Source organism: Kitasatospora sp. NPDC048407 (assembly GCF_043200475.1).
Lineage (GTDB): Bacteria > Actinomycetota > Actinomycetes > Streptomycetales > Streptomycetaceae > Kitasatospora.
In genome coordinates this window covers 299,294-322,269 of the sequence record NZ_JBICXW010000005.1, presented here as the reverse complement: position 1 = coordinate 322,269, position 22,976 = coordinate 299,294, and the positions used below count along the sequence as shown (strand labels likewise).

The 22,976-nt window shown below is 71.9% G+C and carries 15 protein-coding genes and 1 tRNA gene; 8 read left to right on the top strand and 8 right to left on the bottom strand.

Translation table 11 applies throughout. The annotated features are described in order from the left end of the window. The first annotated feature begins 106 nt into the window (after nucleotides 1–106). Both gltB and ACGFWJ_RS13380 read left to right on the top strand, forming a co-directional pair. The gene (gene gltB / locus ACGFWJ_RS13385; RefSeq protein ID WP_392948596.1) at nucleotides 107–4,699 is read left to right on the top strand and encodes a glutamate synthase large subunit; all 4,593 of its coding nucleotides are present in this window, start codon (nucleotides 107–109) and stop codon (nucleotides 4,697–4,699) included. Beyond that, nucleotides 4,692–6,152, top strand: coding sequence for a glutamate synthase subunit beta (locus tag ACGFWJ_RS13380; protein ID WP_392948593.1), 1,461 nt, complete (start codon nucleotides 4,692–4,694; stop codon nucleotides 6,150–6,152). Before gltB ends, ACGFWJ_RS13380 begins: the two co-directional genes overlap by 8 nt. A 301-nt stretch (nucleotides 6,153–6,453) precedes the next feature. On the opposite strand, the gene ACGFWJ_RS13375 is transcribed toward ACGFWJ_RS13380, so the two are convergent. Next, complete coding sequence (locus tag ACGFWJ_RS13375) at nucleotides 6,454–6,819, bottom strand: nuclear transport factor 2 family protein (protein WP_392948590.1); 366 nt, start codon at nucleotides 6,817–6,819, stop codon at nucleotides 6,454–6,456. Between the two features lie 97 nt (nucleotides 6,820–6,916). On the opposite strand from ACGFWJ_RS13375, the gene ACGFWJ_RS13370 reads away from it, so the two are divergent. The 3 genes from ACGFWJ_RS13370 to ACGFWJ_RS13360 all read left to right on the top strand — a co-directional run bounded on the left by ACGFWJ_RS13370 (nucleotide 6,917) and on the right by ACGFWJ_RS13360 (nucleotide 12,087). Next, nucleotides 6,917–9,577 (top strand): ATP-binding protein, encoded by a 2,661-nt coding sequence (locus ACGFWJ_RS13370; protein ID WP_392948587.1) that lies wholly within the window; start codon nucleotides 6,917–6,919, stop codon nucleotides 9,575–9,577. A gap of 125 nt (nucleotides 9,578–9,702) precedes the next feature. Then, nucleotides 9,703–10,572 (top strand): helix-turn-helix domain-containing protein, encoded by an 870-nt coding sequence (locus ACGFWJ_RS13365; protein ID WP_387863898.1) that lies wholly within the window; start codon nucleotides 9,703–9,705, stop codon nucleotides 10,570–10,572. Nucleotides 10,573–10,629: 57 nt separating this feature from the next. Then, on the top strand, nucleotides 10,630–12,087 hold the full coding sequence (locus ACGFWJ_RS13360) for an aldehyde dehydrogenase family protein (protein WP_392948583.1): 1,458 nt from the start codon (nucleotides 10,630–10,632) through the stop codon (nucleotides 12,085–12,087). Nucleotides 12,088–12,236: 149 nt separating this feature from the next. Here the strand turns inward: ACGFWJ_RS13360 and ACGFWJ_RS13355 are convergent, their stop codons facing one another. From ACGFWJ_RS13355 to ACGFWJ_RS13335, 5 genes are all read right to left on the bottom strand, one after another. Then, entirely contained in the window at nucleotides 12,237–13,028 is a 792-nt protein-coding gene (locus ACGFWJ_RS13355; protein WP_392948580.1) for a hypothetical protein, read from the bottom strand. Between the two features lie 75 nt (nucleotides 13,029–13,103). Continuing rightward, entirely contained in the window at nucleotides 13,104–14,039 is a 936-nt protein-coding gene (locus ACGFWJ_RS13350) for a hypothetical protein (protein WP_392948578.1), read from the bottom strand. A gap of 133 nt (nucleotides 14,040–14,172) precedes the next feature. Continuing rightward, entirely contained in the window at nucleotides 14,173–14,679 is a 507-nt protein-coding gene (locus ACGFWJ_RS13345; protein WP_392948576.1) for a GNAT family N-acetyltransferase, read from the bottom strand. Nucleotides 14,680–14,688: 9 nt separating this feature from the next. Next, nucleotides 14,689–15,606, bottom strand: coding sequence for a hypothetical protein (locus ACGFWJ_RS13340; protein ID WP_392948573.1), 918 nt, complete (start codon nucleotides 15,604–15,606; stop codon nucleotides 14,689–14,691). Nucleotides 15,607–15,731: 125 nt separating this feature from the next. Continuing rightward, entirely contained in the window at nucleotides 15,732–17,567 is a 1,836-nt protein-coding gene (locus tag ACGFWJ_RS13335; protein ID WP_392948571.1) for a bifunctional metallophosphatase/5'-nucleotidase, read from the bottom strand. 555 nt (nucleotides 17,568–18,122) lie between these two features. On the opposite strand from ACGFWJ_RS13335, the gene pyk reads away from it, so the two are divergent. Then, nucleotides 18,123–19,550 (top strand): pyruvate kinase, encoded by a 1,428-nt coding sequence (gene pyk / locus ACGFWJ_RS13330; RefSeq protein ID WP_392948568.1) that lies wholly within the window; start codon nucleotides 18,123–18,125, stop codon nucleotides 19,548–19,550. A 38-nt stretch (nucleotides 19,551–19,588) separates the two neighbouring features. On the opposite strand, the gene ACGFWJ_RS13325 is transcribed toward pyk, so the two are convergent. Beyond that, a complete protein-coding gene (locus ACGFWJ_RS13325; protein ID WP_392948566.1) occupies nucleotides 19,589–20,515 on the bottom strand; it encodes an NADP-dependent oxidoreductase in 927 nt (308 codons plus the stop codon). A gap of 149 nt (nucleotides 20,516–20,664) precedes the next feature. On the opposite strand from ACGFWJ_RS13325, the gene ACGFWJ_RS13320 reads away from it, so the two are divergent. After that, the gene (locus ACGFWJ_RS13320) at nucleotides 20,665–21,984 is read left to right on the top strand and encodes a LuxR C-terminal-related transcriptional regulator (RefSeq protein WP_392948564.1); all 1,320 of its coding nucleotides are present in this window, start codon (nucleotides 20,665–20,667) and stop codon (nucleotides 21,982–21,984) included. 114 nt (nucleotides 21,985–22,098) lie between these two features. Here ACGFWJ_RS13320 and ACGFWJ_RS13315 read toward each other — a convergent pair. Next, a tRNA-Leu gene (locus ACGFWJ_RS13315) sits at nucleotides 22,099–22,172 on the bottom strand. Between the two features lie 98 nt (nucleotides 22,173–22,270). Between ACGFWJ_RS13315 and ACGFWJ_RS13310 the strand changes: the two genes are divergently transcribed. Further along, nucleotides 22,271–22,924, top strand: a complete 654-nt coding sequence (locus ACGFWJ_RS13310) for an ANTAR domain-containing response regulator (protein ID WP_387645771.1) — start codon at nucleotides 22,271–22,273, stop codon at nucleotides 22,922–22,924. Nucleotides 22,925–22,976 lie beyond the last annotated feature (52 nt).

The following is a 22,976-nucleotide window of genomic DNA, read 5'->3' as shown; positions in this document are numbered from 1 at the left end:
CACTTCCCGGGATACTCGGCATCATGTAGCCTGCACCGACCAAATCGCATCAGGGCCAACGTCGTCCCTTTGCATCAAGCAACTGATCACGACGACGGGAGAGCCGATGCTGTCTGCATCCATGCACTCCGGCCACGAGGACGCCCGGGCCACCGGCCCCTACGCCCTCGTTCCGGACGCGCGTCCCCAGGCCCAGGGTCTGTACGACCCGCGCAACGAGCACGACGCCTGCGGCGTCGGCTTCGTGGCCACGCTGACCGGTGTCGCCGACCACCGGATCGTCGAGCAGGCACTGACCGTGCTGCGCAACCTGGAGCACCGCGGCGCCACCGGCGCCGAGCCCGACTCCGGTGACGGCGCGGGCATCCTGACCCAGATCCCCGACGCCTTCCTGCGCGCCAACGTCGACTTCGAACTCCCCGCCGCCGGCTCCTACGCGGTCGGCATCGCCTTCCTGCCGCAGGACGACGAGGCGACCGACGCCGCCGTCGCCCGGATCGGCGCGATCGCCGCCGAGGAGGGCCTGACCGTCCTCGGCTGGCGCGAGGTCCCGACCGCCCCGGAGCTGCTGGGCTCCACCGCCCGCTCCGTCATGCCGCGCTTCCGGCAGTTGTTCCTGTCGCACGGCGAGCGCGCGGGCATCGAGCTGGACCGGGTCGCGTTCGTGGTGCGCAAGCGCTCCGAGCGGGAGGCCGGGGTGTACTTCCCGTCGCTGTCCGCGCGGACCCTGGTCTACAAGGGCATGCTGACCACCGGGCAGCTGGAGCCGTTCTTCCCCGACCTGTCGGACCGGCTGTACGCCTCCGCGGTCGGCCTGGTGCACTCGCGGTTCTCCACCAACACCTTCCCGAGCTGGCCGCTCGCCCACCCGTACCGCTTCGTCGCGCACAACGGCGAGATCAACACGGTCAAGGGCAACCGCAACTGGATGACCGCCCGGGAGTCCCAGCTCGCCACCGACCTGATCCCCGGCGACCTGGGCCGGATCTTCCCGGTCTGCACCCCGGAGCACTCCGACTCGGCGTCCTTCGACGAGGTGCTGGAGCTGCTCCACCTCGGCGGCCGCTCGCTGCCGCACGCGGTGCTGATGATGATCCCGGAGGCGTGGGAGAACCACGCCACCATGGACCCGGCCCGCCGCGCGTTCTACCAGTACCACTCCAACCTGATGGAGCCCTGGGACGGCCCGGCCTGCGTCACCTTCACCGACGGCACCCGGATCGGCGCCGTCCTCGACCGCAACGGCCTGCGCCCGGCCCGGTACTGGATCACCGAGGACGGGCTGGTCGTGCTCTCCTCCGAGGTCGGCGTGCTCGACATCGAGCAGGACAGGGTCGTCAAGAAGGGCCGCCTGCAGCCCGGCCGGATGTTCCTGATCGACACCGCCGAGCACCGGATCGTCGAGGACGAGGAGATCAAGTCCGCCCTCGCCGCCGAGAACCCGTACGAGGAGTGGGTCGCCGCCGGGCAGATCCAGCTCGCCAAGCTCCCCGAGCGCGAGCACATCGCCCACACCCACGCCTCGGTGACCCGCCGCCAGCAGACCTTCGGCTACACCGAGGAGGAGCTGCGGGTCATCCTCGCGCCGATGGCCAAGACCGGTGCCGAGGCGCTCGGCTCGATGGGCACCGACTCGCCGATCGCCGCGCTCAGCGAGAAGCCGCGCCTGCTGTTCGACTACTTCACCCAGCTGTTCGCCCAGGTCACCAACCCGCCGCTGGACGCCATCCGCGAAGAGCTGGTCACCTCGCTGCACAGCAACCTCGGCCCCGAGGGCAACCTGCTGGACGCCACCCCGGCGCACTGCCGCTCGGTCGGCATCACCTTCCCGGTGATCGACAACGACGAGCTGGCCAAGCTGATCCACATCAACGCGGACGGCGACCAGCCCGGCCTGAAGGCCGTCACCCTCTCCGGCCTGTACAAGGTCGCGACGGGTGGCCAGGGCCTGGCCGCCCGGCTCGCCGAGATCGCCGCCGAGGCCGACGCGGCGATCGCCGAGGGGGCCCGGATCATCGTGCTCTCCGACCGGCACTCGGACGCCGAGCACGCCCCGATCCCGTCGCTGCTGCTCACCTCGGCGATCCACCACCACCTGATCCGCACCAAGCAGCGCACCCAGGTGTCGCTGCTGGTCGAGGCCGGTGACGTCCGCGAGGTGCACCACGTCGCGCTGCTGATCGGCTACGGCGCCGGCGCGGTCAACCCGTACCTGGCGATGGAGTCCGTCGAGGACCTGGTGTCCCAGGGCGTGTTCGTCAAGGGCGAGCCCGAGAAGGCGATCAAGAACCTGATCAAGGCGCTCGGCAAGGGCGTGCTGAAGGTGATGTCCAAGATGGGCATCTCCACCGTCGCCTCCTACCGCGGCGCGCAGGTCTTCGAGGCCATCGGCCTGTCCCAGGAACTGGTGAACGCCTACTTCGCGGGCACCACCACCAAGCTCGGCGGCATCGGCCTGGACGAGATCGCCAGGGAGACCGCCGCCCGGCACGCCAAGGCGTACCCGGCGTCCGGCATCTCCGCCGCGCACCGCGCGCTGGAGATCGGCGGCGAGTACCAGTGGCGCCGCGAGGGCGAGCCGCACCTGTTCGACCCGGAGACGGTGTTCCGGCTCCAGCACTCCACCCGCACCAAGCGCTACGACGTCTTCAAGCAGTACACGGACCGGGTGAACGCCCAGTCCGAGCGGCTGATGACGCTGCGCGGCCTGTTCCAGCTGGACGGGCTCGGCCGCACCCCGATCTCCGTCGACGAGGTCGAGCCGGTCTCCGAGATCGTCAAGCGGTTCTCCACCGGCGCGATGTCGTACGGCTCCATCTCGATGGAGGCGCACGAGACACTCGCGATCGCGATGAACCGGCTCGGCGGCAAGTCCAACACCGGTGAGGGCGGCGAGGACCCGGAGCGCCTGCACGACCCCGAGCGCCGGTCGGCGATCAAGCAGGTCGCGTCCGGCCGGTTCGGCGTCACCTCCGAGTACCTGGTCAACGCCGACGACATCCAGATCAAGATGGCCCAGGGCGCCAAGCCCGGCGAGGGCGGCCAGCTGCCCGGCCACAAGGTCTACCCGTGGGTGGCGAAGACCCGGCACTCCACCCCGGGCGTCGGCCTGATCTCCCCGCCGCCGCACCACGACATCTACTCCATCGAGGACCTGGCTCAGCTGATCCACGACCTCAAGAACGCCAACCCGGACGCCCGCATCCACGTGAAGCTGGTGTCGGAGGTCGGCGTCGGTACGGTCGCCGCGGGTGTGTCCAAGGCGCACGCGGACGTGGTGCTGATCTCCGGTCACGACGGCGGCACCGGTGCGTCCCCCCTCACGAGTCTCAAGCACGCCGGCGGCCCCTGGGAGCTCGGCCTCGCCGAGACCCAGCAGACCCTGCTGCTCAACGGCCTGCGCGACCGCATCGTCGTGCAGACCGACGGCCAGCTGAAGACCGGCCGCGACGTGGTCATCGCCGCCCTGCTCGGCGCCGAGGAGTTCGGCTTCGCGACCGCCCCGCTGGTGGTCTCCGGCTGCATCATGATGCGGGTCTGCCACCTCGACACCTGCCCGGTCGGCGTCGCCACCCAGAACCCGGTGCTGCGCGAGCGGTTCACCGGCAAGCCCGAATTCGTGGTCAACTTCTTCGAGTTCATCGCCGAGGAGGTCCGCGAGCTGCTCGCCGAACTGGGCTTCCGCTCGATCGAGGAGGCCGTCGGCCACGCCGAGCACATCGACGCCCGGGCCGCGATCGACCACTGGAAGGCCGCCGGGCTCGACCTGGCCCCGCTGTTCCACGTCCCCGAACTGCCCGAGGGTGCCGCGCTGCACCGGACCACCGAGCAGGACCACGCGCTGGACAAGGCGCTCGACAACCAGCTGATCGAACTCGCCGAGGACGCCCTGGAGCGCGGCGACGCCGTCCGCATCCAGCTGCCGATCCGCAACGTCAACCGGACCGTCGGCACCATGCTCGGCCACCGGGTCACCAAGAAGCACCGCGGCGAGGGCCTGCCCGAGGGCACCATCGACGTCACCTTCACCGGCTCGGCCGGCCAGTCGTTCGGCGCCTTCGTCCCGCGCGGCGTGACGCTGCGACTCGAGGGCGACGCCAACGACTACGTCGGCAAGGGCCTGTCCGGCGGCGTGATCGTGGTGCGCCCGGCCCGGGACGCCGCCGCGATCGGCGCCGACGCGCAGCACCACGTGATCGCCGGCAACACCATCGGCTACGGCGCCACCGCGGGCCGGATCCACCTGCGCGGCAAGGCCGGTGAGCGTTTTGCCGTCCGCAACTCCGGTGCCACCCTGGTGGTGGAGGGCGTGGGCGACCACGGCCTCGAGTACATGACCGGCGGCCGGGTCGTCATCCTCGGCGAGACCGGCCGCAACCTGGCGGCGGGCATGTCCGGCGGCATCGCCTACGTGCTGGACCTGCGCCCCGCCAACGTCAACAGCGGCATGGTGGGCATCGAGGCCCCCAACGCCGCCGACCGCGAATGGCTGCGCGAGACCGTGCAGCAGCATTACGAGGAGACCGGCTCCACCGTCGCCGCCGAACTCCTCGCCGACTGGGGCAGCGGAGTCTCCCGCTTCTCCACGATCATGCCGACCGACTACAAGGCAGTGCTCGCCGCCAAGGACGCCGCTGAGCGCGATGGCCTCTCCGAGGCCGACACCACCGCGAAGATGATGGAGGCGGCACGTGGCTGACCCCAAGGGCTTCCTGACCACGCCCAAGCAGCTGGCGGAGCGCCGTCCGGTGGACGTGCGACTGCGCGACTGGAACGAGGTCTACGTCGAGCGCAGCCTCCTTCCGATCATCACCGAGCAGGCCGGACGCTGCATGGACTGCGGCATCCCGTTCTGCCACAACGGCTGCCCGCTCGGGAACCTCATCCCCGAGTGGAACGACCTCGCCTACCGGGACGACTTCGTCGGCGCCATCGAGCGTCTGCACGCCACCAACAACTTCCCGGAGTTCACCGGCCGCCTGTGCCCCGCCCCGTGCGAGTCCGCGTGCGTGCTCGGCATCAACCAGGACGCGGTGACCATCAAGAACGTCGAAGTCACCATCATCGACAAGGCCTGGGACCGGGGCGGCGTCACCCCGCAGGTCCCCGAGCGGCTGTCCGGCAAGACCGTCGCCGTGGTGGGCTCCGGCCCGTCCGGCCTGGCCGCCGCCCAGCAGCTCACCCGGGCCGGGCACACCGTCGTCGTCTACGAGCGCGCCGACCGGATCGGCGGACTGCTGCGCTACGGCATCCCCGAGTTCAAGATGGAGAAGCGCCACATCAACCGCCGCATCGAGCAGATGCGCGCCGAAGGCACCCGGTTCCGCACCGGCGTCGAGGTCGGCGTCGACCTCACCGGGCAGGACCTGCGCTCCCGCTTCGACGCCGTGGTGATCGCGGCCGGCGCCACCACCGCGCGCGATCTGCCCGTCCCCGGCCGGGAGTTGAACGGCATCCACCAGGCGATGGAGTACCTGCCGCTGGCCAACAAGGTCCAGGAGGGCGACTACGTCGACTCCCCGATCTCGGCCAAGGGCAAGCACGTCGTCGTCATCGGCGGCGGCGACACCGGTGCCGACTGCGTCGGCACCGCGCACCGTCAAGGCGCCGCGTCCGTCACCCAGTTGGAGATCATGCCGCGACCTTCGGACTTGCGTCCGGCCGGGCAGCCGTGGCCGACCATGCCGATGACGTACAAGGTGACCTCCGCGCACGAGGAGGGCGGGGAGCGGATCTACTCGGTCTCCACGACCCACTTCGCTGGCGACGCGGACGGGAACGTGCAGGAGCTGCACCTGGTCGAAGTCGCCTTCAAGGACGGCAAGTTCGAGCCCGTGCCCGGGAGCGAGAAGGTGATTCCCGCTCAGCTGGTCACCCTCGCCATGGGTTTCACCGGGACGGACGTCAAGAACGGTCTCGTGGAGCAGCTGGGTGTCGAGCTCGACGCCCGCGGAAACGTCGCCCGTGACGGAAAGTTCGGCACCAACGTTGATGGGGTGTACGTTTGCGGTGACGCCGGTCGCGGCCAGTCGCTGATCGTCTGGGCGATCGCGGAAGGCCGCTCGGCCGCCGCGGCGGTCGACACCTACCTGGGCGGCAGGACGGCGCTCCCCGCGCCGATCAAGCCGACCGACCGTCCCCTGGTGGTCTGACCACCTCACAAACACCGACCCGCCAGAGTCGCCGGGATCCGGTCGACGCCTGCCCCTTTCCCCGACCAGGTTTAGGGCAGGCGTCGTTGTTTTTCTGGAAGGGCGGAAGGGCGCGAAACCGGGGCGCGGGCAACTGCGCGAAGCGGAAGGCACCCGACCGCAAGATCGCGACGCGGGACAACGACTTGCACGTGATCGCGACCTTGCGGATGTGGTGTGCGCTTGTCGCGCAGTTCCGCCCCCTCGGCTTCGCCTGGGGGTACCCCCAGCGCCCCTGTTTTCGCAGCCGCCTGCCTAGGCTCTATGCGCTCGGCACCTTGTCCAGGAAGCCGACCACGGTGGCGATGCGGCCGTCCTCCGTTGCCGTGAGGACGTCGAAGCCGATCACCAGGGCCTCGTCCGCGCCCTCGGGGGCGAGTTCCCAGGTGAAGCGGGCGACGTTGTGGTGGGCGTCGACGGGGCTGCCGAGGCGGAAGGTGAGGCCGGGGAACTGGGACTGGACGGCGGCGAGGGCGGCGTCGAACTCGTCGCGGCCGCGGGTGGCGGTCAGGGGGTCGGTGTAGGTGCCGTCGGTGGCCCAGACGTCGTCGATGAGCTTGCGGCGGGCGGTCGGGTCGGTCTCGTTCCAGACGGCGAGGTAGCGCTCGACGATGTTGTGCAGGTCCATGGTGGGCTCCGTTCCGGGTGGCTTCTTCCTTGCGGGACAAGACGTTACGGAGCTTGCGCGGACGGCGAATCAGTCGTGCATAGGTAGGGTGCGGGGCATGGTGCTGTACGGGCGGGGGGCGGAGCAGGCGGCGGTCGGCCGGCTGCTGGAGGCGGCAGTTGCGGGCCGGGCCGGGGTGCTGGTGCTGCGTGGGGAGCCGGGGGTCGGGAAGAGCGCGTTGCTGGCCGAGGCGGCCGTGAGCGCCCCGGGACGGGTGTTGCGGGCGACGGGCGTGGAGTCGGAGGCCCGGCTGCCGTATGCGGCGCTGAGTCAGTTGCTGGCGCCGGTGCTGGACCGGGTGCCGGAGCTGCCGGGGCCTCAGCGGGCGGCGCTGGAGCGGGTGTTGGGGCTGTCGGACGGTCCGGCGGGGGATCGGCTGCTGGTGGGGTTGGCGGTGCTGACGCTGCTGGGCGATCTCGCCGAGCAGGGGCCGCTGCTGTGCCTGGTGGACGATGTGCAGTGGGCGGACCGGGAGTCCGTGGCGGCGTTGCAGGTCGCGGCCCGCCGGCTGGGCGCGGAGGCGGTGGCGCTGCTGCTGGCGACCCGGACGGACGGCCCGGAGCTGCCGGGGCTGCCCGAGTTGCGGGTGGAGCCGCTGAGCGACCGGGCCGCCGCCGAGCTGCTGGCCGCCGTCGCGCCCGAACTCGCCGATACCGACCAGGTGTTGAAGGCGGCGCAGGGCAACCCCCTGGCGCTGCTGGAGCTTTCGGCGGGCGAGGTCGCCGGCATGCTGCCCCCGGCGGGGCGGCTGCGGCTGACGTACCACGGGCAGGTGAGCCGCCTGCCCGGCGGGGCCCAACGGTGGCTGCTGCTGGCCGCGTTGGAGGAGTCCGGTTCACTGGAGGTGCTGCTGCGCGCGGCGGCCGAGTGCGGGCTGACCGTGGCGGACCTCGCGCCTGCCGAGCAACAGGGGCTGGTGCGGGTCGAGTTGGACGCCGACCAGGTGACCTTCCGGCATCCGATGCTGCGTTCGGCGCTGATCGACCGGGCCCCGCTGGTGGACCGGCTGGCCGCGCACACCGCGCTGGCGCAGGCGTACGGCGAGCGCGCGCCGCTGTGCCGGGCCTGGCACCTGGCCCTCGCGGCGACCGGCCGGGACGCGGCGGTGGCGGAGGAGTTGGCGTCGGCGGCGGCGGGCGCGGCGTGGCGTGGCGGCCACCTGGGCGCGTCGGCGGCGTACGAGCGGGCCGCGCGGCTGAGCCCGGACCCGTCGCGGGCGCGGGAGTTGACGGTGGAGGCGGTGGAGGCCGCGCTGGAGGCGGGCGAACTCGGCCGGGCCGAGGCGCTGGCGGCCGCGGCGGACGTCCCCGGGCTGGACGCGGTGACCCGGGCGCACCTGCTGTTCGCCCGCGGGGTGGCCGAGTTCTGGCGCGGCGAGCACCGCTCCGCGCACCTGCGACTGACGGAGGCGGCGGCGCTGGCGGCGGAGTTCGCGCCCGGCCCGGCGGCCCGGGTGCTGGTGCAGGCGGTGCACGCGGCCTGGTACCTGGACGCCGAGTCGGTCCGCGGCACGCTCACGGCGCTCGACGACCTCGTTCTCCCGGCGGGCGATCCGCTGGCGCCGGTGGCCCGCTACCTGGCCCGGGCGCTGGGCGACGCGCCGGACGGGCCGACCCCGGCGGAGACCGAACGGGTGGCGCGGGCCTCCGGGGCGGTGGCGCCCGTGGACCTGGCGCTGGTGTGCGGGGCCGCGCTGGGCGCGGGGCAGGACGAGGAAGTGCTCGACCTGGCGGGCCGGCTGGTCCGGGAAGCCCGGGAGGGCGGCCTGTTCGGGACGCTGCCGACGCTGCTGTTCTTCCTGGCCGAGGCCGAGCTGTTCACCGGCCGTCCGGGCACCGCCGACGAGCACGCCGGGGAGGCGCTGCGGCTGGCCGAGGACTGCGGGCAGCCGCAGTGGACCGGGCAGACGCACGGCTTCCTGGCGTACCTGGCGGCGGCCCGCGGCGAGGACGCGCGGTGCCGGGAGCAGGCGGGGCTGGCGCGGGCCCGCGGCGCGTCCGGGGCGCGGTGGGCGCAGTGGGCGCTCGGCGTGCTGGAGTTGGGCGCGGGCCGGGCCGAGGACGCTTTCGGGCAGCTGGCGGCGCTTGCCGGCGGCGGACAGAACTTCCAGGTGTCGGCGGTCCGTTCGGTGCCGGACCTGGTGGAGGCGGCGGTGCGGCTGCGCCGGCCGGAGGAGGTCGCCGAGCCGCTGGCCCGGTTCGAACGGTGGGCGGACCGCAGCGGGCAGGCGTGGGCGCGGGCGCTGGTGCACCGCTGCCACGCGCTGCTGGCCCCCGAGGAGTTGGCGGAGGAGCTGTACCTGGCGGCGCTGGCCCGGCACGCCGAGCAGCCGCGTCCGTGGGAGCAGGCCCGCACCGAGCTGCTGTACGGCGAGTGGCTGCGCCGGGCCCGGCGCAAGGCGGAGGCCCGGGTGCCACTGCGGGCGGCCGAGCAGACGCTGCGCCAACTGGGCGCGCTGCCCTGGGCGGAGCGGGCCCGGCTGGAGCTGGACGCCACCGGCGCGCCCGCCGCGCGCGGCCCGGTCAAGGTGGTGGCGGGTCTGACGCCGCAGGAGTCGCAGATCGTCCGGCTGGCCGCGCAGGGCCTGTCCAACCGGGACATCGCCGCACAGCTCTTCCTCAGCGCCCGTACCGTCGGCCACCATCTGTACAAGGCGTATCCGAAGCTCGGGGTGAGTTCCCGCACCGATCTTGCCGAGGTGCTGCCGGCACTGTCCTGAGCGGCGTTGCAGTACAACTGTGCAACGGCTTGGCCAAATGCCGGAAGCCCCTCGCGGAGTGTCGCCGGGCAGTGGCAGACTGCATCCCTACAGGGTCCAACTGTTGGTTCGGCGCGGAGGTTTGCATGACGGGCCTGCAGACGGGCAGCGGTGCGACCGCGCGTCGCATCCAGTTGGGTGCCCAGTTGCGGCGCCTGCGCGAGGCCCGGGGTGTGACCCGGGAGGACGCGGGCTACTCGATCCGCGCCTCCGAGTCGAAGATCAGCCGGATGGAGCTCGGCCGGGTCGGCTTCAAGCAGCGCGACGTGGCGGACCTGCTGACGCTGTACGGCGTCGAGGACGAGCAGTCCCGGGCGGCGTTGCTCGGCCTGGTCGGCGGGACCAACGCCCCGGCCTGGTGGCACGGTTACGGGGACGTCATCCCCGGTTGGTTCCAGACGTACCTCAACCTGGAGGACGCGGCGAACCTGGTGCGCAGCTACGAGGTGCAGTTCGTGCCCGGGCTGCTGCAGACCCCCGAGTACGTGCACGCGGTGATGCGGGCGGGCAGCCCCAGCGCGCCGGAGGAGGAGATCACCCGGCGGGCGGCCGTCCGGCTGCGCCGCCAGGAGCGGTACCTCGCGGCGGACACCACCGCCCGGCTGGAGCTGATCGTCGACGAGACGGCGCTGCGGCGGCCGTGCGGCGGGCCGGAGGTGATGCGCGGTCAGCTGGCGCGGCTGGCCGAGCTGTCGCTGCGCGAGACCATCAGCCTGCGGGTGCTGCCGCTGGGCATGGGCGCGCTGGCGGCGGACAGCGGGGCGTTCACGGTGCTGTGCTTCCCGGAGCCGGACCTGGTGGACGTGGTGTACGTCGAGCAGTTCACCACCGCGCTGTACCTGGACAAGCCGAGCGAGGTCGCCGAGTACGCGGCCGCGCTGGACCGGGTGTCGGCGGCGGCGCTGTCCGAGGAGGAGACCCGGTCTCTTCTGGCGGAGATCCTCCAGGAGAGCTAGCCCGCAATTAAGATGATGATCCGTCAGTAGGTGATCGTTAGCGCCGAAAGGGATCGCATGTCCTTGATCGCGGAACTCGCCCAGCAGTACATCGACGGCCAGTGGCGGCCGGGAACCGGCTCCTGGGACATCGTGGACCTCGATCCCTTCAGCGGGGAGAAGCTGGCCTCGTTCACCGTCGCCACCGCCGAGGAGATCGACCAGGCCTACCGCGCCGCCGAGCGGGCCCAGCCCGCCTGGGCCGCCACCAGCCCCTACGAGCGCCGACTGGTGTTCGAGCGGGCACTGCAGGTGGTGGAGGCCCGCGAGGCCGAGATCCTCGAGGTGATGACCGTCGAACTCGGCGGCACCCTGATGAAGTCCGCGTTCGAACTCTCGCTGGTCAAGGACATGCTGCGGGAGTCCATGACGACCGCGATGCGCGTCGAGGGCAAGATCCTGCCCTCCCCGGTGCCCGGCAAGGAGAACCGCCTCTACCGCCTGCCGGTCGGCGTGGTCGGCGTGATCAGCCCGTTCAACGCCCCCGTCTTCCTGTCGCTGAAGGCCGTCGCGCCCGCGCTCGCACTCGGCAACGCGGTCGTCCTCAAGCCCCACCAGGACGCGCCGGTGGCCGGCGGCACCCTGATCGCCAAGATCTTCGAGGAGGCCGGGCTGCCCGCCGGCCTGCTCAACGTCGTCCTCACCGACATCGCCGAGATCGGCGACGTGTTCATCGAGCACCCCGTGCCCAAGGTGATCGCCTTCACCGGCTCCGACACCGTCGGCCGGCACGTCGCCACCGTCGCCGCGAGCCACCTGAAGCGGACCGTGCTCGAACTCGGCGGCAACAGCGCCCTCGTGGTGCTCGACGACGCGGACGTCGACTACGCGGTGGACGCTGCGGTGGCCAGCCGCTTCGTCCACCAGGGGCAGATCTGCATGGCCGCCAACCGGATCCTGGTGGACCGTTCGCTGTTCGCCGAGTTCAGCGAGAAGTTCACCGCGAAGGTCGCCTCCCTGCGGGCCGGCGACCCCGGCGACCCGGACACCCAGCTCGGGCCGCTCATCAACTCCGCGCAGGCCGAGTCGATCACCGCGGAGGTCTCCCAGGCGATCGCGGCCGGCGCTCGGCCGCTGCTGCACGGGGTGACCGTGGGCACGCTGGTGAAGCCGACGGTCCTGACGGACATTCCGGCGGACGCGCCGATTCTGCAGCGTGAGATCTTCGGGCCCGTTGCGCTGCTGATTCCGTTCGACGGCGAGGACGAGGCCGTCCGGATCGCCAACGACACGCCCTTCGGCCTGTCCGGGGCCGTTCACACCGCGGATATCGAGCGCGGCGTGCGGTTCGCGCAGCGCATCGACACCGGGATGATCCACGTCAACGACGGGACCATCGCGGACGAGCCGCTGGTGCCGTTCGGGGGGCAGAAGAACTCGGGGCTGGGGCGACTGAACGGTGAGACCAGCGTGGACGCGTTCACGACGGTGAAGTGGATCTCGATTCAGCACGGGCGGTCGCGCTTCCCGTTCTAGGAGTTGCCGCCCATCCGCAAGGTCGCGATCGACGGCAAGTCATTGCCCTGCGTCGCGATCTTGCGGTCGGGTCCTTCCGCTTCGCGCAGTGCCGCCCCCTCGGCTTCGCCTGGGGGTACCCCCAGCGCCCCCGGTTTCGCGCCCGCCAGCTACGTGTTGTAGGGCAGGCGGACCGAGATGGCGAGGATCGCGCCGTGCGCCGGGTACGCGGTGGAGAGCTGGGTGTGGCTGTACGGCTGCCAGTCCACGAAGTGCCTGGTCTCGAGCGTCAGGTCGTGCGCGGCCGTTCCGTCGTCGATGGTCGGCAAGTGGGGGGCCTGGGCCACCTCGACCGTCCCGATCGGGAAGGGGCCGCCGCCGGCGCCCGGTGGGACCGCGAAGGTGGAGGGGATCGGCAGGGTGTACCGCACAGTGGCCACGTTCGGTCGGGCGGCTGCCTCCGCGAGCTCGGCCGCGGTCGCGTCGCCGGGTGGGCGGTGGGTGTAGTCGAGGTCCGCGACCAGGCCGGGCTGATCCCCTGCATTGTTGGTGGGCTTCCATCCTTCGGCGGCGAGGGCTGTATCGAGCTGGGCGAGGTGCTCGCGGAAGTCGCCGTCGAAGGCCAGGTAGGCGGTGCCGGTTCTGGTGCACATCACCGGGGTCCAGGTCCGGCGGGTGAAGCCGGTGTTGGCCGGGTAGGTCTCGCAGATGTCCGCCACGGTTGTCCCCAGGTGGGTCGCCCAGGGCAACGCGGTGCGCAGCTGGGCGAGTTGCTGGTCCACGTGGGCGGTGACCAACAGGTCCGCCGCGCGGGCGGTGTGCGACCGGGCGGCCTTGGCGACGTCGGGCTGCGGGTCGCCCTGCATGTACACCGCGATCCAGATGCCCGCCCCGGCCAACCCCGCGAGCAGCACGCCCACGATCACGGCGCAGCCTTGCGCCACGCCCCTCCATTCCGACATGAAGCCGTCCCCCCGATTCCCCGACCAGTGTGAGGTCGGACGCTCAACTCCGGCCGCCCGGTTGCGGGTGGGGTGTCAGTGCTGCCCGGGCAGTGCCTGCGGGCGGCCGTCGGCGAGGCCGAGGACGGCGCGGGTGCCTAGGGGGTGGGAGAGGCGGAACTCGACCGGGGTGGCGCGGAGGGCGGCGTCGCAGACGTGGTCGGGGTCGGGGGTGACGGTGGCGGTGCGGCCGATCAGGACGACGGCCTGGTCGGTCTCGTAGACCTCGCCGGGCAGGAGGGTGGAGCAAGTGCCGTGCGGGACAGTGGCGGTGAGGACCAGGCCGTCACTGGAGACCGAGCGCAGCCAGGTGGAGCCGGGTTCGGAGTTGGGGCCGTACGCGGGGCCGGCCGGGACCTGGGGGAGGACGGCGGGGTAGCGGAACGGCCGGTCGTAGCCGGTGATGGTGAACTCCCAGACGGGGATGGTCGCTTGGCCGCGGCTGGTGGCCACGGTGGTGGTCCCGGGCTGGACGGCGGTGATGGTCAGCCGGCCGCCGCAGTCGCCGGGGCAGACCCTGCCCTTCTCGGTCAGTGAGTCGAGGACGGCCTGTGCGGTGCGCTGTGGCAGGGTCAGCCGGGAGCCGTCCGCGAACTGCACCTCGGCGGTGCCGGAGACGGCGACCGGCAGGGTGGTCTTCAGGTCGAAGTGGCCGGAGTAGTAGGCGGCCTTGTCGTCGCCGCTGTGGAACGCGCCGCCGGCCAGCCACTCGGTGGTTTCCTCGGTGGGGAAGTAGCCGTGTTCCCAGGCCTGTTGGGCGGGCGAGCCGGGCCAGGCGGCCGTCACCTCCGCCGCCCGCCGGGCCGCGTCGCCGGTGGCGGGGTGCACCTCGGGGCCGGCGGTGACCAGGCTGGGCGCGAGTGCCGCGTTGCTTCCCACTGCCGGTGTCTGTGTCGGCGAGGTGCTCGCGCACCCGCCCAGCAGTAGCGCCACTGCCACCGTCGCCACGGCGATCCGTCCACGCATGTCCATCGTCCCCTCAACGTCCGTTTCTCGATCGCGAGTTGGACGGGGTGCCCAGTGATCCGGTTCCGCGGAACGCGGCGGGGTTCGGCTGCGCGCAGGTGCCGGGCCCCCGGATTCGCGCCCGCCTGTGTCTCGCCCCCTATCGGCCGAGGCGGAACGCCTCCAGCTCGGTGCCGTACCAGCGGTCGGTGCGGCCGAGTGGCGTCATGCCCAGGCGGTGGCAGACCGCCATCGAGCGGGTGTTGTCTGGGCGGACGACGGCGTACAGCTCCGTGAGTCCGTCGGCGAAGGCGCGGTCGCGGAGCGCGGCCGCGGCCTCCGTCGCGTAGCCGTGGCCCCAGCTGTCCGGGTGGAAGTGCCAGCCGATCTCGATCTCGCCGGCGCCGTCCGGTATCGGGATCAGCAGCAGCGTCCCGGCGATCACGCCGGTCTCGCGGACCTCGACCGCCCAGACGCCGTACCGGCCGTCCGGCGTGCAGCGGGAGCGGAAGCGGGCGATGATCCCGTCCGCTTCGGCGGGCTCGGTGAGGGCGCGGGGTTCGCGGCCGAGCCAACGGGCCACCTCCCAGCGGGAGTACAGGTCGAAGGCGCGGTCGCGGTCGGCGGGTTCCCAGGGGCGCAGGGTGAGGCGGTCGGTGATCAGCATGCGGTCAGGCTAGTGCGCTGCCACGGTCTGCGGGCGGCCGTCGCCGAGGCCGAGGACGGGGCGGAGGCCGAGGGGGCGGGAGAGGCGGAACTCGACCGCGGTGGAGAGCAGGATGGCGGTGCATGGCCCGTCGGACTTGTCCGGGGTGGTGCGGCCGATCAGGACGACGGCCTGGTCGGTCTCGTGGACCTCGCCGGGCAGGACGGTGTCGCAACTGCCGTGCGGCACCGAGGCGGTGAGGACCAGGCCGTCGGGGGAGGCCTTGCGCAGCCAGGTGGTGGCCGGGTCGGTGTCGGATCCGGGCGCCGGACCGGCCTGGGCCTGGGGGAGGACGGCGGGGTAGCGGAAGGGGTGGTCGTAGCCGGTGATGGTGAACTCCCATACCGGGATGGTCGCTTGGCCGCGACTGGTGGCCACGGTGGTGGTGCCGGGCTGGACGGCGGTGACGGCCAGCCGGTAGCACTGGGCGGGGCAGGGGTTGCTGTGTTCGGTCAGTGAGTCGAGGACGGCCTGTGCGGTGCGCTGCGGCAGGGTCAGCCGGGTGCCGTCCGCGAACCGGACCTCGGCGGTGCCGGACACGGCGACCGGCAGGGTGGTCTTCAGGTCGAAGTGGTGGGAATAGTAGGCGGCCTTGTCGTCGTCGCTGTGGAACGCCCCCTCGGGCATCCACACGGTGGAGTCCTCGGTCGGGAAGTAGCCGTGTTCCCAGACCTGTTGGGTGGGCGAGCCGGGCCAGGCAGCGGTCAGTTCCGCCGCCCGCTTGGCCGCCTCGCCGGTGGCGGGGCGCACCTCCGGTCCGGCCGTGATCAGGCTCGGCCTGGGTGCCGCCTTCGGGCTGCTCCCCGGTGTCGGCGTCCCCGAGTTGTTCGTGCACCCGCCGAGCAGCAGTGCCACCGCCACTGTCGTCATCGCGATCCGTCCGCGCATGTCCATTGCCCCCTCAATGTCCGTGCCTCGATTGTGAGTTGGACGGACCAAGGGGCACAACGGTTCCGGAGACCGGACAGGGGCCGTCCGGACGACTGTCCGAACGGCCCCTGCGCGAGCGGGACTTAGAAGACCGGCACGCCGGCGCGGACCAGGCGCCAGCCGGACTGGCCGTAGAAGTCGGCCGGGTCGATGACGCCCTTGGCCTTCACCCAGGCGATCATGGTGTTGCGGATCTCCTCGGAGTTCGCCCACACCTGCTGCGCCTTGGCGACGTGCGGGAAGTTGCCGCCGCCGTTGGCCCGGTAGTTGTTGACGGCGAGGACGAACTGCGCGGTCGGGTCGACCGGCTTGCCCTGGTACGACAGGTTGACGATGCGGCTGCCGACGGGCTGCGCGATGTCGATGTCGTAGCTGACGCCGTAGAGCGAGTCGTAGTTGTAGTCGGGCGTGTTGTTGGCCTGGTTGGTCAGGGTGTCCAGGTTGATCGGCGCGCCCGGGGCGACCTGGGCGAAGTACTTGGCGGAGTACTCCAGGTAGTCCTTGATCTGGGCGCCCGTCAGGATCCGGGCCTCCAGGGTGTTCTCGTAGATGTACAGGCCGGCCGCGTCGCGCAGCTTGACCTCCCCGGCCGGGATGACCGCGGTGCGGTTGAACGGCGCGGTCTGGGCGATCACCGGCAGGCTCGCGTACTGGCCGCCGGCCAGCGCGGTGCGCACGGCGTCGGCCTGGACGCGGCCGATCAGGTCGATGATCGGGGTGTCCTTGAACCGGGACTCGGCGATGGAGAGGCTCTCCTTGCAGGTGCCGATGACCTGGTTGACGTACGCGACGACCTTCTTGTGCTGGGCGTCGACCAGCTTGACGATCTTCTGGTCCTCGGCGACGGTGTTGGAGTTCAGCAGTCGCGAGGTGACGCCGGTGACGGTCCACTGGCCGCGGGCGAACTCGACCTCGAAGTCGAAGCAGGTCAGGCGCTCGCCCCAGCACAGCGGCTCGGACAGCACGACGTTCTTGCCGGTCTGGGTGTTGACCACGATCCGCTGCGCGATCTCCTTGTGGGCGTGGCCCACCAGCACCGCGTCGATGCCCGGGACGGTGGCGGCCATCGCGGCGCCCGCGTTCTCCGCGTAGGGCAGCTGGTCGCCCCAGGAGGACGGGTCGTCGACGCCGGTGTGCGCGGAGACCACGACCACGTCGGCGCCGGCGGCGCGCAGCTTCGGCACCCACTTGGCGGCGACCTCGGGGATGCCCGGGAAGGTCAGCTTGCCCTGGACGTTGGCCTTGTCCCAGATCGCGATGCCCGGGTTGGTGAGGCCGAGGATGCCGACCCGGATCGGGCGGCCGTGGCCGAGGTGCAGCTCGCGGATCACGTAGGGCGGGAAGGCCGGCTTGTCGTCCTTGGCGTTCAGCGCGTTGGCGCCGAGCAGCGGGAAGTCCAGCTGGTCCTGGTAGGCGCGCAGCAGCGGGATGCCGTAGTTGAACTCGTGGTTGCCGAGCGCGGCGGCGTCGTAGCCCATGGCGTTCATCGCGGCGGCCATCGGGTGGACCGGGGCGCGCTTGCCGGTGATCGGCTCGACCCGGGCGTAGTAGTAGGACAGCTGGGTGCCCTGGATGGTGTCGCCGGCGTCGATCAGCAGGGTGTGGCCGCGGCCCTTCTCGGCGCGGACCTGCTCGACCAGGGTGGAGACCTTGGCCAGGCCGACGTCGTTGTGGGCCTTGTCGTCGAACTCGGAGTCGGTGAAGTACTCCCAGTTGAAGACGTGGCCGTGCAGGTCGGTGGTGCCCATCACGGTGAAGCTCGCCTTGAACGGGACGGGGCCCCGGCCGCGGAACTCGTCCTGGTTCTGGTCCGCCGCGGCGGCGGGGGTGGCCACGGCGGCGGTCAGGCCGCCGGCCAGGGCGGCACCGGCCGCGGTGGCGGCGGAGCGGGTGACGAAGTCACGGCGGTTCAGGGACATCAAGACTCCAAGTCGGGCGTACGGGCCGTCAGGCGGGCATGGCGGCGGGACGGCTGACCCCCCGCCACCTGCCGCGACGCGCGTAGAAAACGCGTGTGGCAGTCTGCCCTCTTCTCGCCTCCGGTACCAGCCCCGCGAGCTTTCCAACAGGTGAGATCTGGGCAACTCATCCGTGACGCCGCCCCATCCGCCCGCGCGACTGTGCGTCAATCGAAGGCGTGGGAATTCACCCGGTTCCGGCCGCCGGTCGTGCAGGCCGGAGGGGTATGCGCGACGGTGCGTCCGGCCGGCGAAAACCGAGCCGACCGGCGCCTGCCGCCGGGCCGGCGGGAAGTCAGGTCTGTGGAGCTGATGTGAGACCGATGGGCGGCGCTCCGTCCCACAGCCGGTGACCCGGGTCGGCAGCCGGCTGCGAAGCAGAAAGCCCGACTCGCGAGGGCCGGCGGCCACCGGTTCCGGCCGGTGGAAGATGTCAACAAATCTTTCGCCAACTGTCATGGGAGGATTGGCCGGAAGCGCGTTGTTACGGCTCGGTAATGCCATAGTTTCGGAGCCATGCGCCGAGCAAAAATCGTCTGTACTCTCGGGCCTGCCGCAGACTCGTACGACCAGATCAAGGCCCTGGTCGACGCCGGCATGGACATCGCCCGACTGAATCTCAGCCACGGCTCCCACGCGGAGCACGAGGAGCGTTACCACCGGGTCCGCAAGGCCTCGGACGAGACAGGCCGCAGCGTCGGGGTGCTCGCCGACCTGCAGGGCCCGAAGATCCGGCTGAGCACCTTCGCCGACGGCCCCGTGCTGCTGGAACGCGGCGACGAGTTCACCATCACCACCGACGACGTCCCCGGCGACCGGGACATCTGCGGCACCACGTACAAGGGCCTGGCCGCCGACGTGTCGCGCGGCGAGCGGATCCTGGTCGACGACGGCCGGGTCTGCCTGGAGGTCACCCACGTCGAGGGCCCCCGGGTGCACTGCATCGTCATCGAAGGAGGTCTGGTCTCCGACCACAAGGGCCTCAACCTGCCCGGAGTCGCCGTCTCCGTGCCCGCGCTCTCCGACAAGGACGTCGAAGACCTGCGCTGGGCACTGCGGACCGGCGCCGACATCATCGCGCTGTCGTTCGTGCGCAGCGGGAAGGACGTCGAGGAGGTGCACCGGGTGATGGCCGAGGAGGGCCGCCGGATCCCGGTCATCGCCAAGATCGAGAAGCCGCAGGCGGTGGACAACCTGGACTCCATCGTGGACGCCTTCGACGGTCTGATGGTCGCCCGCGGCGACCTCGGCGTCGAACTCCCGATGGAGCAGGTGCCGATCGTCCAGAAGCGGGCGATCAAGCTGGCCAAGCGCAACGCCAAGCCGGTGATCGTCGCCACCCAGATGCTGGACTCGATGATCAACGCCTCCCGGCCGACCCGCGCCGAGGCGTCCGACGTCGCCAACGCGGTGCTCGACGGCACCGACGCGCTGATGCTGTCCGGCGAGACCTCGGTCGGCAAGTACCCGGTGGAGACGGTCAGGACCATGGCCCGGATCGTCGAGGCCGTCGAGTCCGACGTGCTGGCCGCCGGGCTGCCGCCGCTCACCGGGAAGGGCAAGCCGCGCACCCAGGGCGGCGCGGTCGCCCGGGCCGCCGCCGAGATCGGCGACTTCCTGGACGCCAAGTACCTGATCGCGTTCACCCAGAGCGGCGACACCGCCCGCCGGCTGACCCGCTACCGCTCGCCGATCCCGGTCCTGGCGTTCACCTACGAGCCCGCCGTGCGCAGCCAGTTGGCGCTCACCTGGGGCGTGGAGACCTTCCTCGGCCCGTACGTCACCACCACCGACGAGATGGTCGCCCAGGTCGACGCCCAACTGATCGGCCTGGGCCGCTGCGAGCGCGGCGACATCGTGGTGATCACCGCCGGCTCCCCGCCCGGCCTGGCCGGCTCCACCAACCTGGTGCGGGTGCACCACGTGGGCGAGCTGGACAACTGACGGCGCAAGGGCCGCCCCCCGGAGGGCGGCCCTTCGTGTCAGACCGTCAGGACGATCTTGCCGCGCAGGTGGCCGTGCTCGCTGATCCGGTGCGCCTCGGCCGCGTCCGCGAGCGGCAGCACCCGGTGGATCGGCAGCACCAGGGTGCCCGCCCCGTGCAGCGCCAGCGCGGCCGCGAACGCCCGCGGGTGGTACTGCTCGACCTCGTCGCCGCCGGTGAAACGGACGCCGTGCTGCTGGCCGGCCATCGGCGAGGTGATGGTCAGCACCCGGTCCGCGCTGCCGGTCAGTTCGATCGACACCGGCACCTCGTCGGCCTTCCCGGACGCGTCCAGCGCCCGGTCCACCCCGCCCGGGGCCGCCGCCCGCACCCGCTCGGCCAGACCCTCGCCGTACGCCACCGGGATCGCGCCCAGCGACCGCAGGTACTCGTGGTTGGGCTCGCTCGCGGTGCCCACCACGGTGATGCCGCGGGCCCGGGCGAACTGCAGCAGCAGCGTGCCGACACCGCCGGCCGCACCGTGCACCAGCAGCGTCTCGCCAGGCCGCACACCCAGCACGCCGAGGATCCGCTCGGAGGTCTCCGCCGCCACCGGCAGCGCCGCCGCCTCCGCCCAGCTCAGCGAGGCCGGCTTGCGGGCCAGCAACTCGGCTTCCACCAGGGCGTGTTCGGCGTAACCGCCACCGTGCACCGAACCGAACACCTCGTCCCCGACGGCGAACTCGGTCACCTCCGCGCCGACGGCCTCCACCACGCCCGCCACCTCGTGGCCCGGCACCCACGGGAAGGAGATCGGGAAGAAACCGTCCAGCATGCCGCTGCGCAGCTTGTGGTCCAGCGGGTTGACGCCCACCGCACGGATCGCGACCCGCACCTGGCGCGGGCCCGGCACGGGCAGGTCGAGGTCGATCGGGCGCAGCACGTCCGGGTCGCCGTACTGTGCGAAAGCAATGGCCTTGGTCATGGCAATGTCCTTGGAATCGAGGGGAGTTGGTTGCTCCGACGAGTTCCATCCTGGTCCCGCGGCAAGCGCTGCCCGGCCAGCCTTTCGGCCAGTTCGACCTGGCCGAAAAGCCAGGGCCGACGCGCGGCGCCCGAACTAGGCTGACGGGTATGGACGAGACCGCCCCCTGGGCCCGCCCGCAGGACGCGCTGGCCCGCGTCGTCGAGGTGCTGCGCGAACCCCGCCCCGGCCTGCTGGCGCGGCTGTCCGAGGTGCTCGAACCGCTGGTCCCGCACGTCGCGGCCGCCCAGCTCAGCGGCGTCTGCGCGTACTCGCCGGCGAACACCGTCGGTCCGCCGGAGTTCGCCGACGCCTTCGGCAGCCTGGTGATCTCCCGGCTCGGCGAGCGCGCCCTGACCGAGGCCGGGCCCGGCCGCCCCTGGCAGGGGAAGGCCCAACTCGCCGGGGCCGAGCGGCCGTTGGTGGTGATCACCACCACGCCTGGCTCCGGCAAGGGCGCCGTCCTGGTGCTGGTCCGGCCGGACGACCGGCCGCTCGCGACGGACGCGCTGGAGATTCTGCAACCACTGTGGGACCTGCTCGTCGCCCACTCCGAACACCGCGCCACCGACGCCGCCCCCGCCCAGGCCGCCGTCTCCCGGGTCTCCGCCAACGCCCGCGCCTGGGCCATCGCCAAATCCACCGGCGCCCACAGCGCCGCGCTCACCGCCATCCTCGCCCCGCTGCGCTCCGCCGACCTGGACGACGCCGCCGCCCGCCGCGCCGCCACCGAACTCGCCGTCACCGCCCTGCTCGACGTGCGCCGCTCCGCCGACCTGGACCGCACCCTCAGCGAGGAACCCGCCGACGCCGCGTTCGCCCGGCTGGCCCGCGAACTGCGCCCGCTGCTGCGCCACACCCGGATCCGCCTCGACGTCGCACCTCCGGCCGACGCCGCCCGCTCCGTCCCCGCCGACCTGGCGCACACCGCGCGGGACGCCGTCCGGGCCGCCGTGCTGGTGATGCTCGACCAGGAGAGGCCCGCGCGGCTGCACGTCAGTTGGCAGTTCACTCCCGACGCGATCCTGCGCGCGGTGGTGCGCGGCGACGGCCTCGGCGTGCTGGCGGCCGACGCGCTGGGCGTGCACCGCACCGCGGAGCGGATCGCCGCGCTGGGCGGCCGCAGCACCGTCGAGGCCGTCCCCGGCTGGGGCGCCACCGTCACCGTGGACCTGCCGCTCGCGCTGCCCGAACCCGCCGCGGCCGGCGGCCCGCTGGACGGCCTTCAGGCCCGCGAGTTGGAAGTCCTCGACCAGCTCGCCCGGGGCCGCCGCAACCGGGACATCGCCGCCGCGCTGCACATCAGCGAGTCCACGGTGAAGTTCCACGTCGCCAACATCCTGGCCAAACTCGCCGTCACCTCCCGCGGCGAGGCCGCCGCCCTCGCCCACCGGGCCGGCCTGCCCGGCGGACTGCACCTGGCGTCCTAGGGGCTGTCTCGCTGGGTGAGACGGTCGGTCCGCAGAAACAGCAACGCCGCCGCAGTGATGATCACTACGGCGGCGCACACTCCAAGGTCGGTGACCATGGAATCGAAGAGAAAGTGCCCCGAGTGGGATTCGAACCCACACCGGACGGTGTTTGAGACCGTTGCCTCTGCCGATTGGGCTATCGGGGCCCAACGGTTAGAAGGTCAAACCCCCCACCGTGGTGAACCAAACATACCGTGTCTGGGTAGGCTCGTGCATGCAGCACCCCGCCGGACCGAGGAGCCCCGTGAGCACCGCCGACGAGCAGGCCCAGCCGCTTGACACCGACTTGCCCCAGATCACCCGAATCGTCATCGCCGAGGACGAGGCACTGATCCGCCTCGACCTCAAGGAGATGCTGGAGGAGGAGGGCTACACCGTCGTCGGTGAGGCCGGTGACGGTGCGACGGCGCTCCGGCTGGTCGAGGAGCTCAGGCCCGACCTGGCCATCCTGGACGTCAAGATGCCGGTGCTGGACGGTCTGTCCGCCGCCGAGCGGATCCACGAGCAGCACCTGGCCCCGGTGCTGATGCTCACCGCCTTCTCGCAGCGCGAACTGGTCGACCGGGCGCGCGACGCCGGCGCGATGGCGTACATCGTGAAGCCGTTCAGCAAGAGCGACCTGGTGCCGGCGATCGAGATGGCGGTCTCCCGCTACACCGAGATGCGCACCCTGGAGCAGGAGATCGCGGACCTCTCGCAGCGCCTGGAGACCCGCAAGCTGGTCGACCGGGCGAAGAGCGTGCTGCAGACCAAGTTCGGACTGAACGAGCCCGCCGCGTTCCGCTGGATCCAGAAGACCTCGATGGACCGCCGGATGACCATGGCCGCCGTCGCCGAGGCCGTGATCGAGGAGGGCGCCGCCCAGGACCGCAAGCAGGCCGAGGCCACCGAGGGCTGAGCCCGCCCGAACGCCGAGGTGCCCGCCGTCGGAGGTCCGACGGCGGGCACCT

What these genes read in the sequence shown, in the direction of transcription:
- gltB (WP_392948596.1), top strand. Translation starts at nt 107, where the DNA reads ATGCTGTCTGCATCCATGCACTCCGGCCACGAGGACGCCCGGGCCACC.
- ACGFWJ_RS13375 (WP_392948590.1), bottom strand. Translation starts at nt 6,819, where the DNA reads ATGGACCTGCACAACATCGTCGAGCGCTACCTCGCCGTCTGGAACGAG.
- ACGFWJ_RS13370 (WP_392948587.1), top strand. Translation starts at nt 6,917, where the DNA reads ATGGTGCTGTACGGGCGGGGGGCGGAGCAGGCGGCGGTCGGCCGGCTG.
- ACGFWJ_RS13365 (WP_387863898.1), top strand. Translation starts at nt 9,703, where the DNA reads ATGACGGGCCTGCAGACGGGCAGCGGTGCGACCGCGCGTCGCATCCAG.
- ACGFWJ_RS13360 (WP_392948583.1), top strand. Translation starts at nt 10,630, where the DNA reads ATGTCCTTGATCGCGGAACTCGCCCAGCAGTACATCGACGGCCAGTGG.
- ACGFWJ_RS13355 (WP_392948580.1), bottom strand. Translation starts at nt 13,028, where the DNA reads ATGTCGGAATGGAGGGGCGTGGCGCAAGGCTGCGCCGTGATCGTGGGC.
- ACGFWJ_RS13350 (WP_392948578.1), bottom strand. Translation starts at nt 14,039, where the DNA reads ATGGACATGCGTGGACGGATCGCCGTGGCGACGGTGGCAGTGGCGCTA.
- ACGFWJ_RS13345 (WP_392948576.1), bottom strand. Translation starts at nt 14,679, where the DNA reads ATGCTGATCACCGACCGCCTCACCCTGCGCCCCTGGGAACCCGCCGAC.
- ACGFWJ_RS13340 (WP_392948573.1), bottom strand. Translation starts at nt 15,606, where the DNA reads ATGCGCGGACGGATCGCGATGACGACAGTGGCGGTGGCACTGCTGCTC.
- ACGFWJ_RS13335 (WP_392948571.1), bottom strand. Translation starts at nt 17,567, where the DNA reads ATGTCCCTGAACCGCCGTGACTTCGTCACCCGCTCCGCCGCCACCGCG.
- pyk (WP_392948568.1), top strand. Translation starts at nt 18,123, where the DNA reads ATGCGCCGAGCAAAAATCGTCTGTACTCTCGGGCCTGCCGCAGACTCG.
- ACGFWJ_RS13325 (WP_392948566.1), bottom strand. Translation starts at nt 20,515, where the DNA reads ATGACCAAGGCCATTGCTTTCGCACAGTACGGCGACCCGGACGTGCTG.
- ACGFWJ_RS13320 (WP_392948564.1), top strand. Translation starts at nt 20,665, where the DNA reads ATGGACGAGACCGCCCCCTGGGCCCGCCCGCAGGACGCGCTGGCCCGC.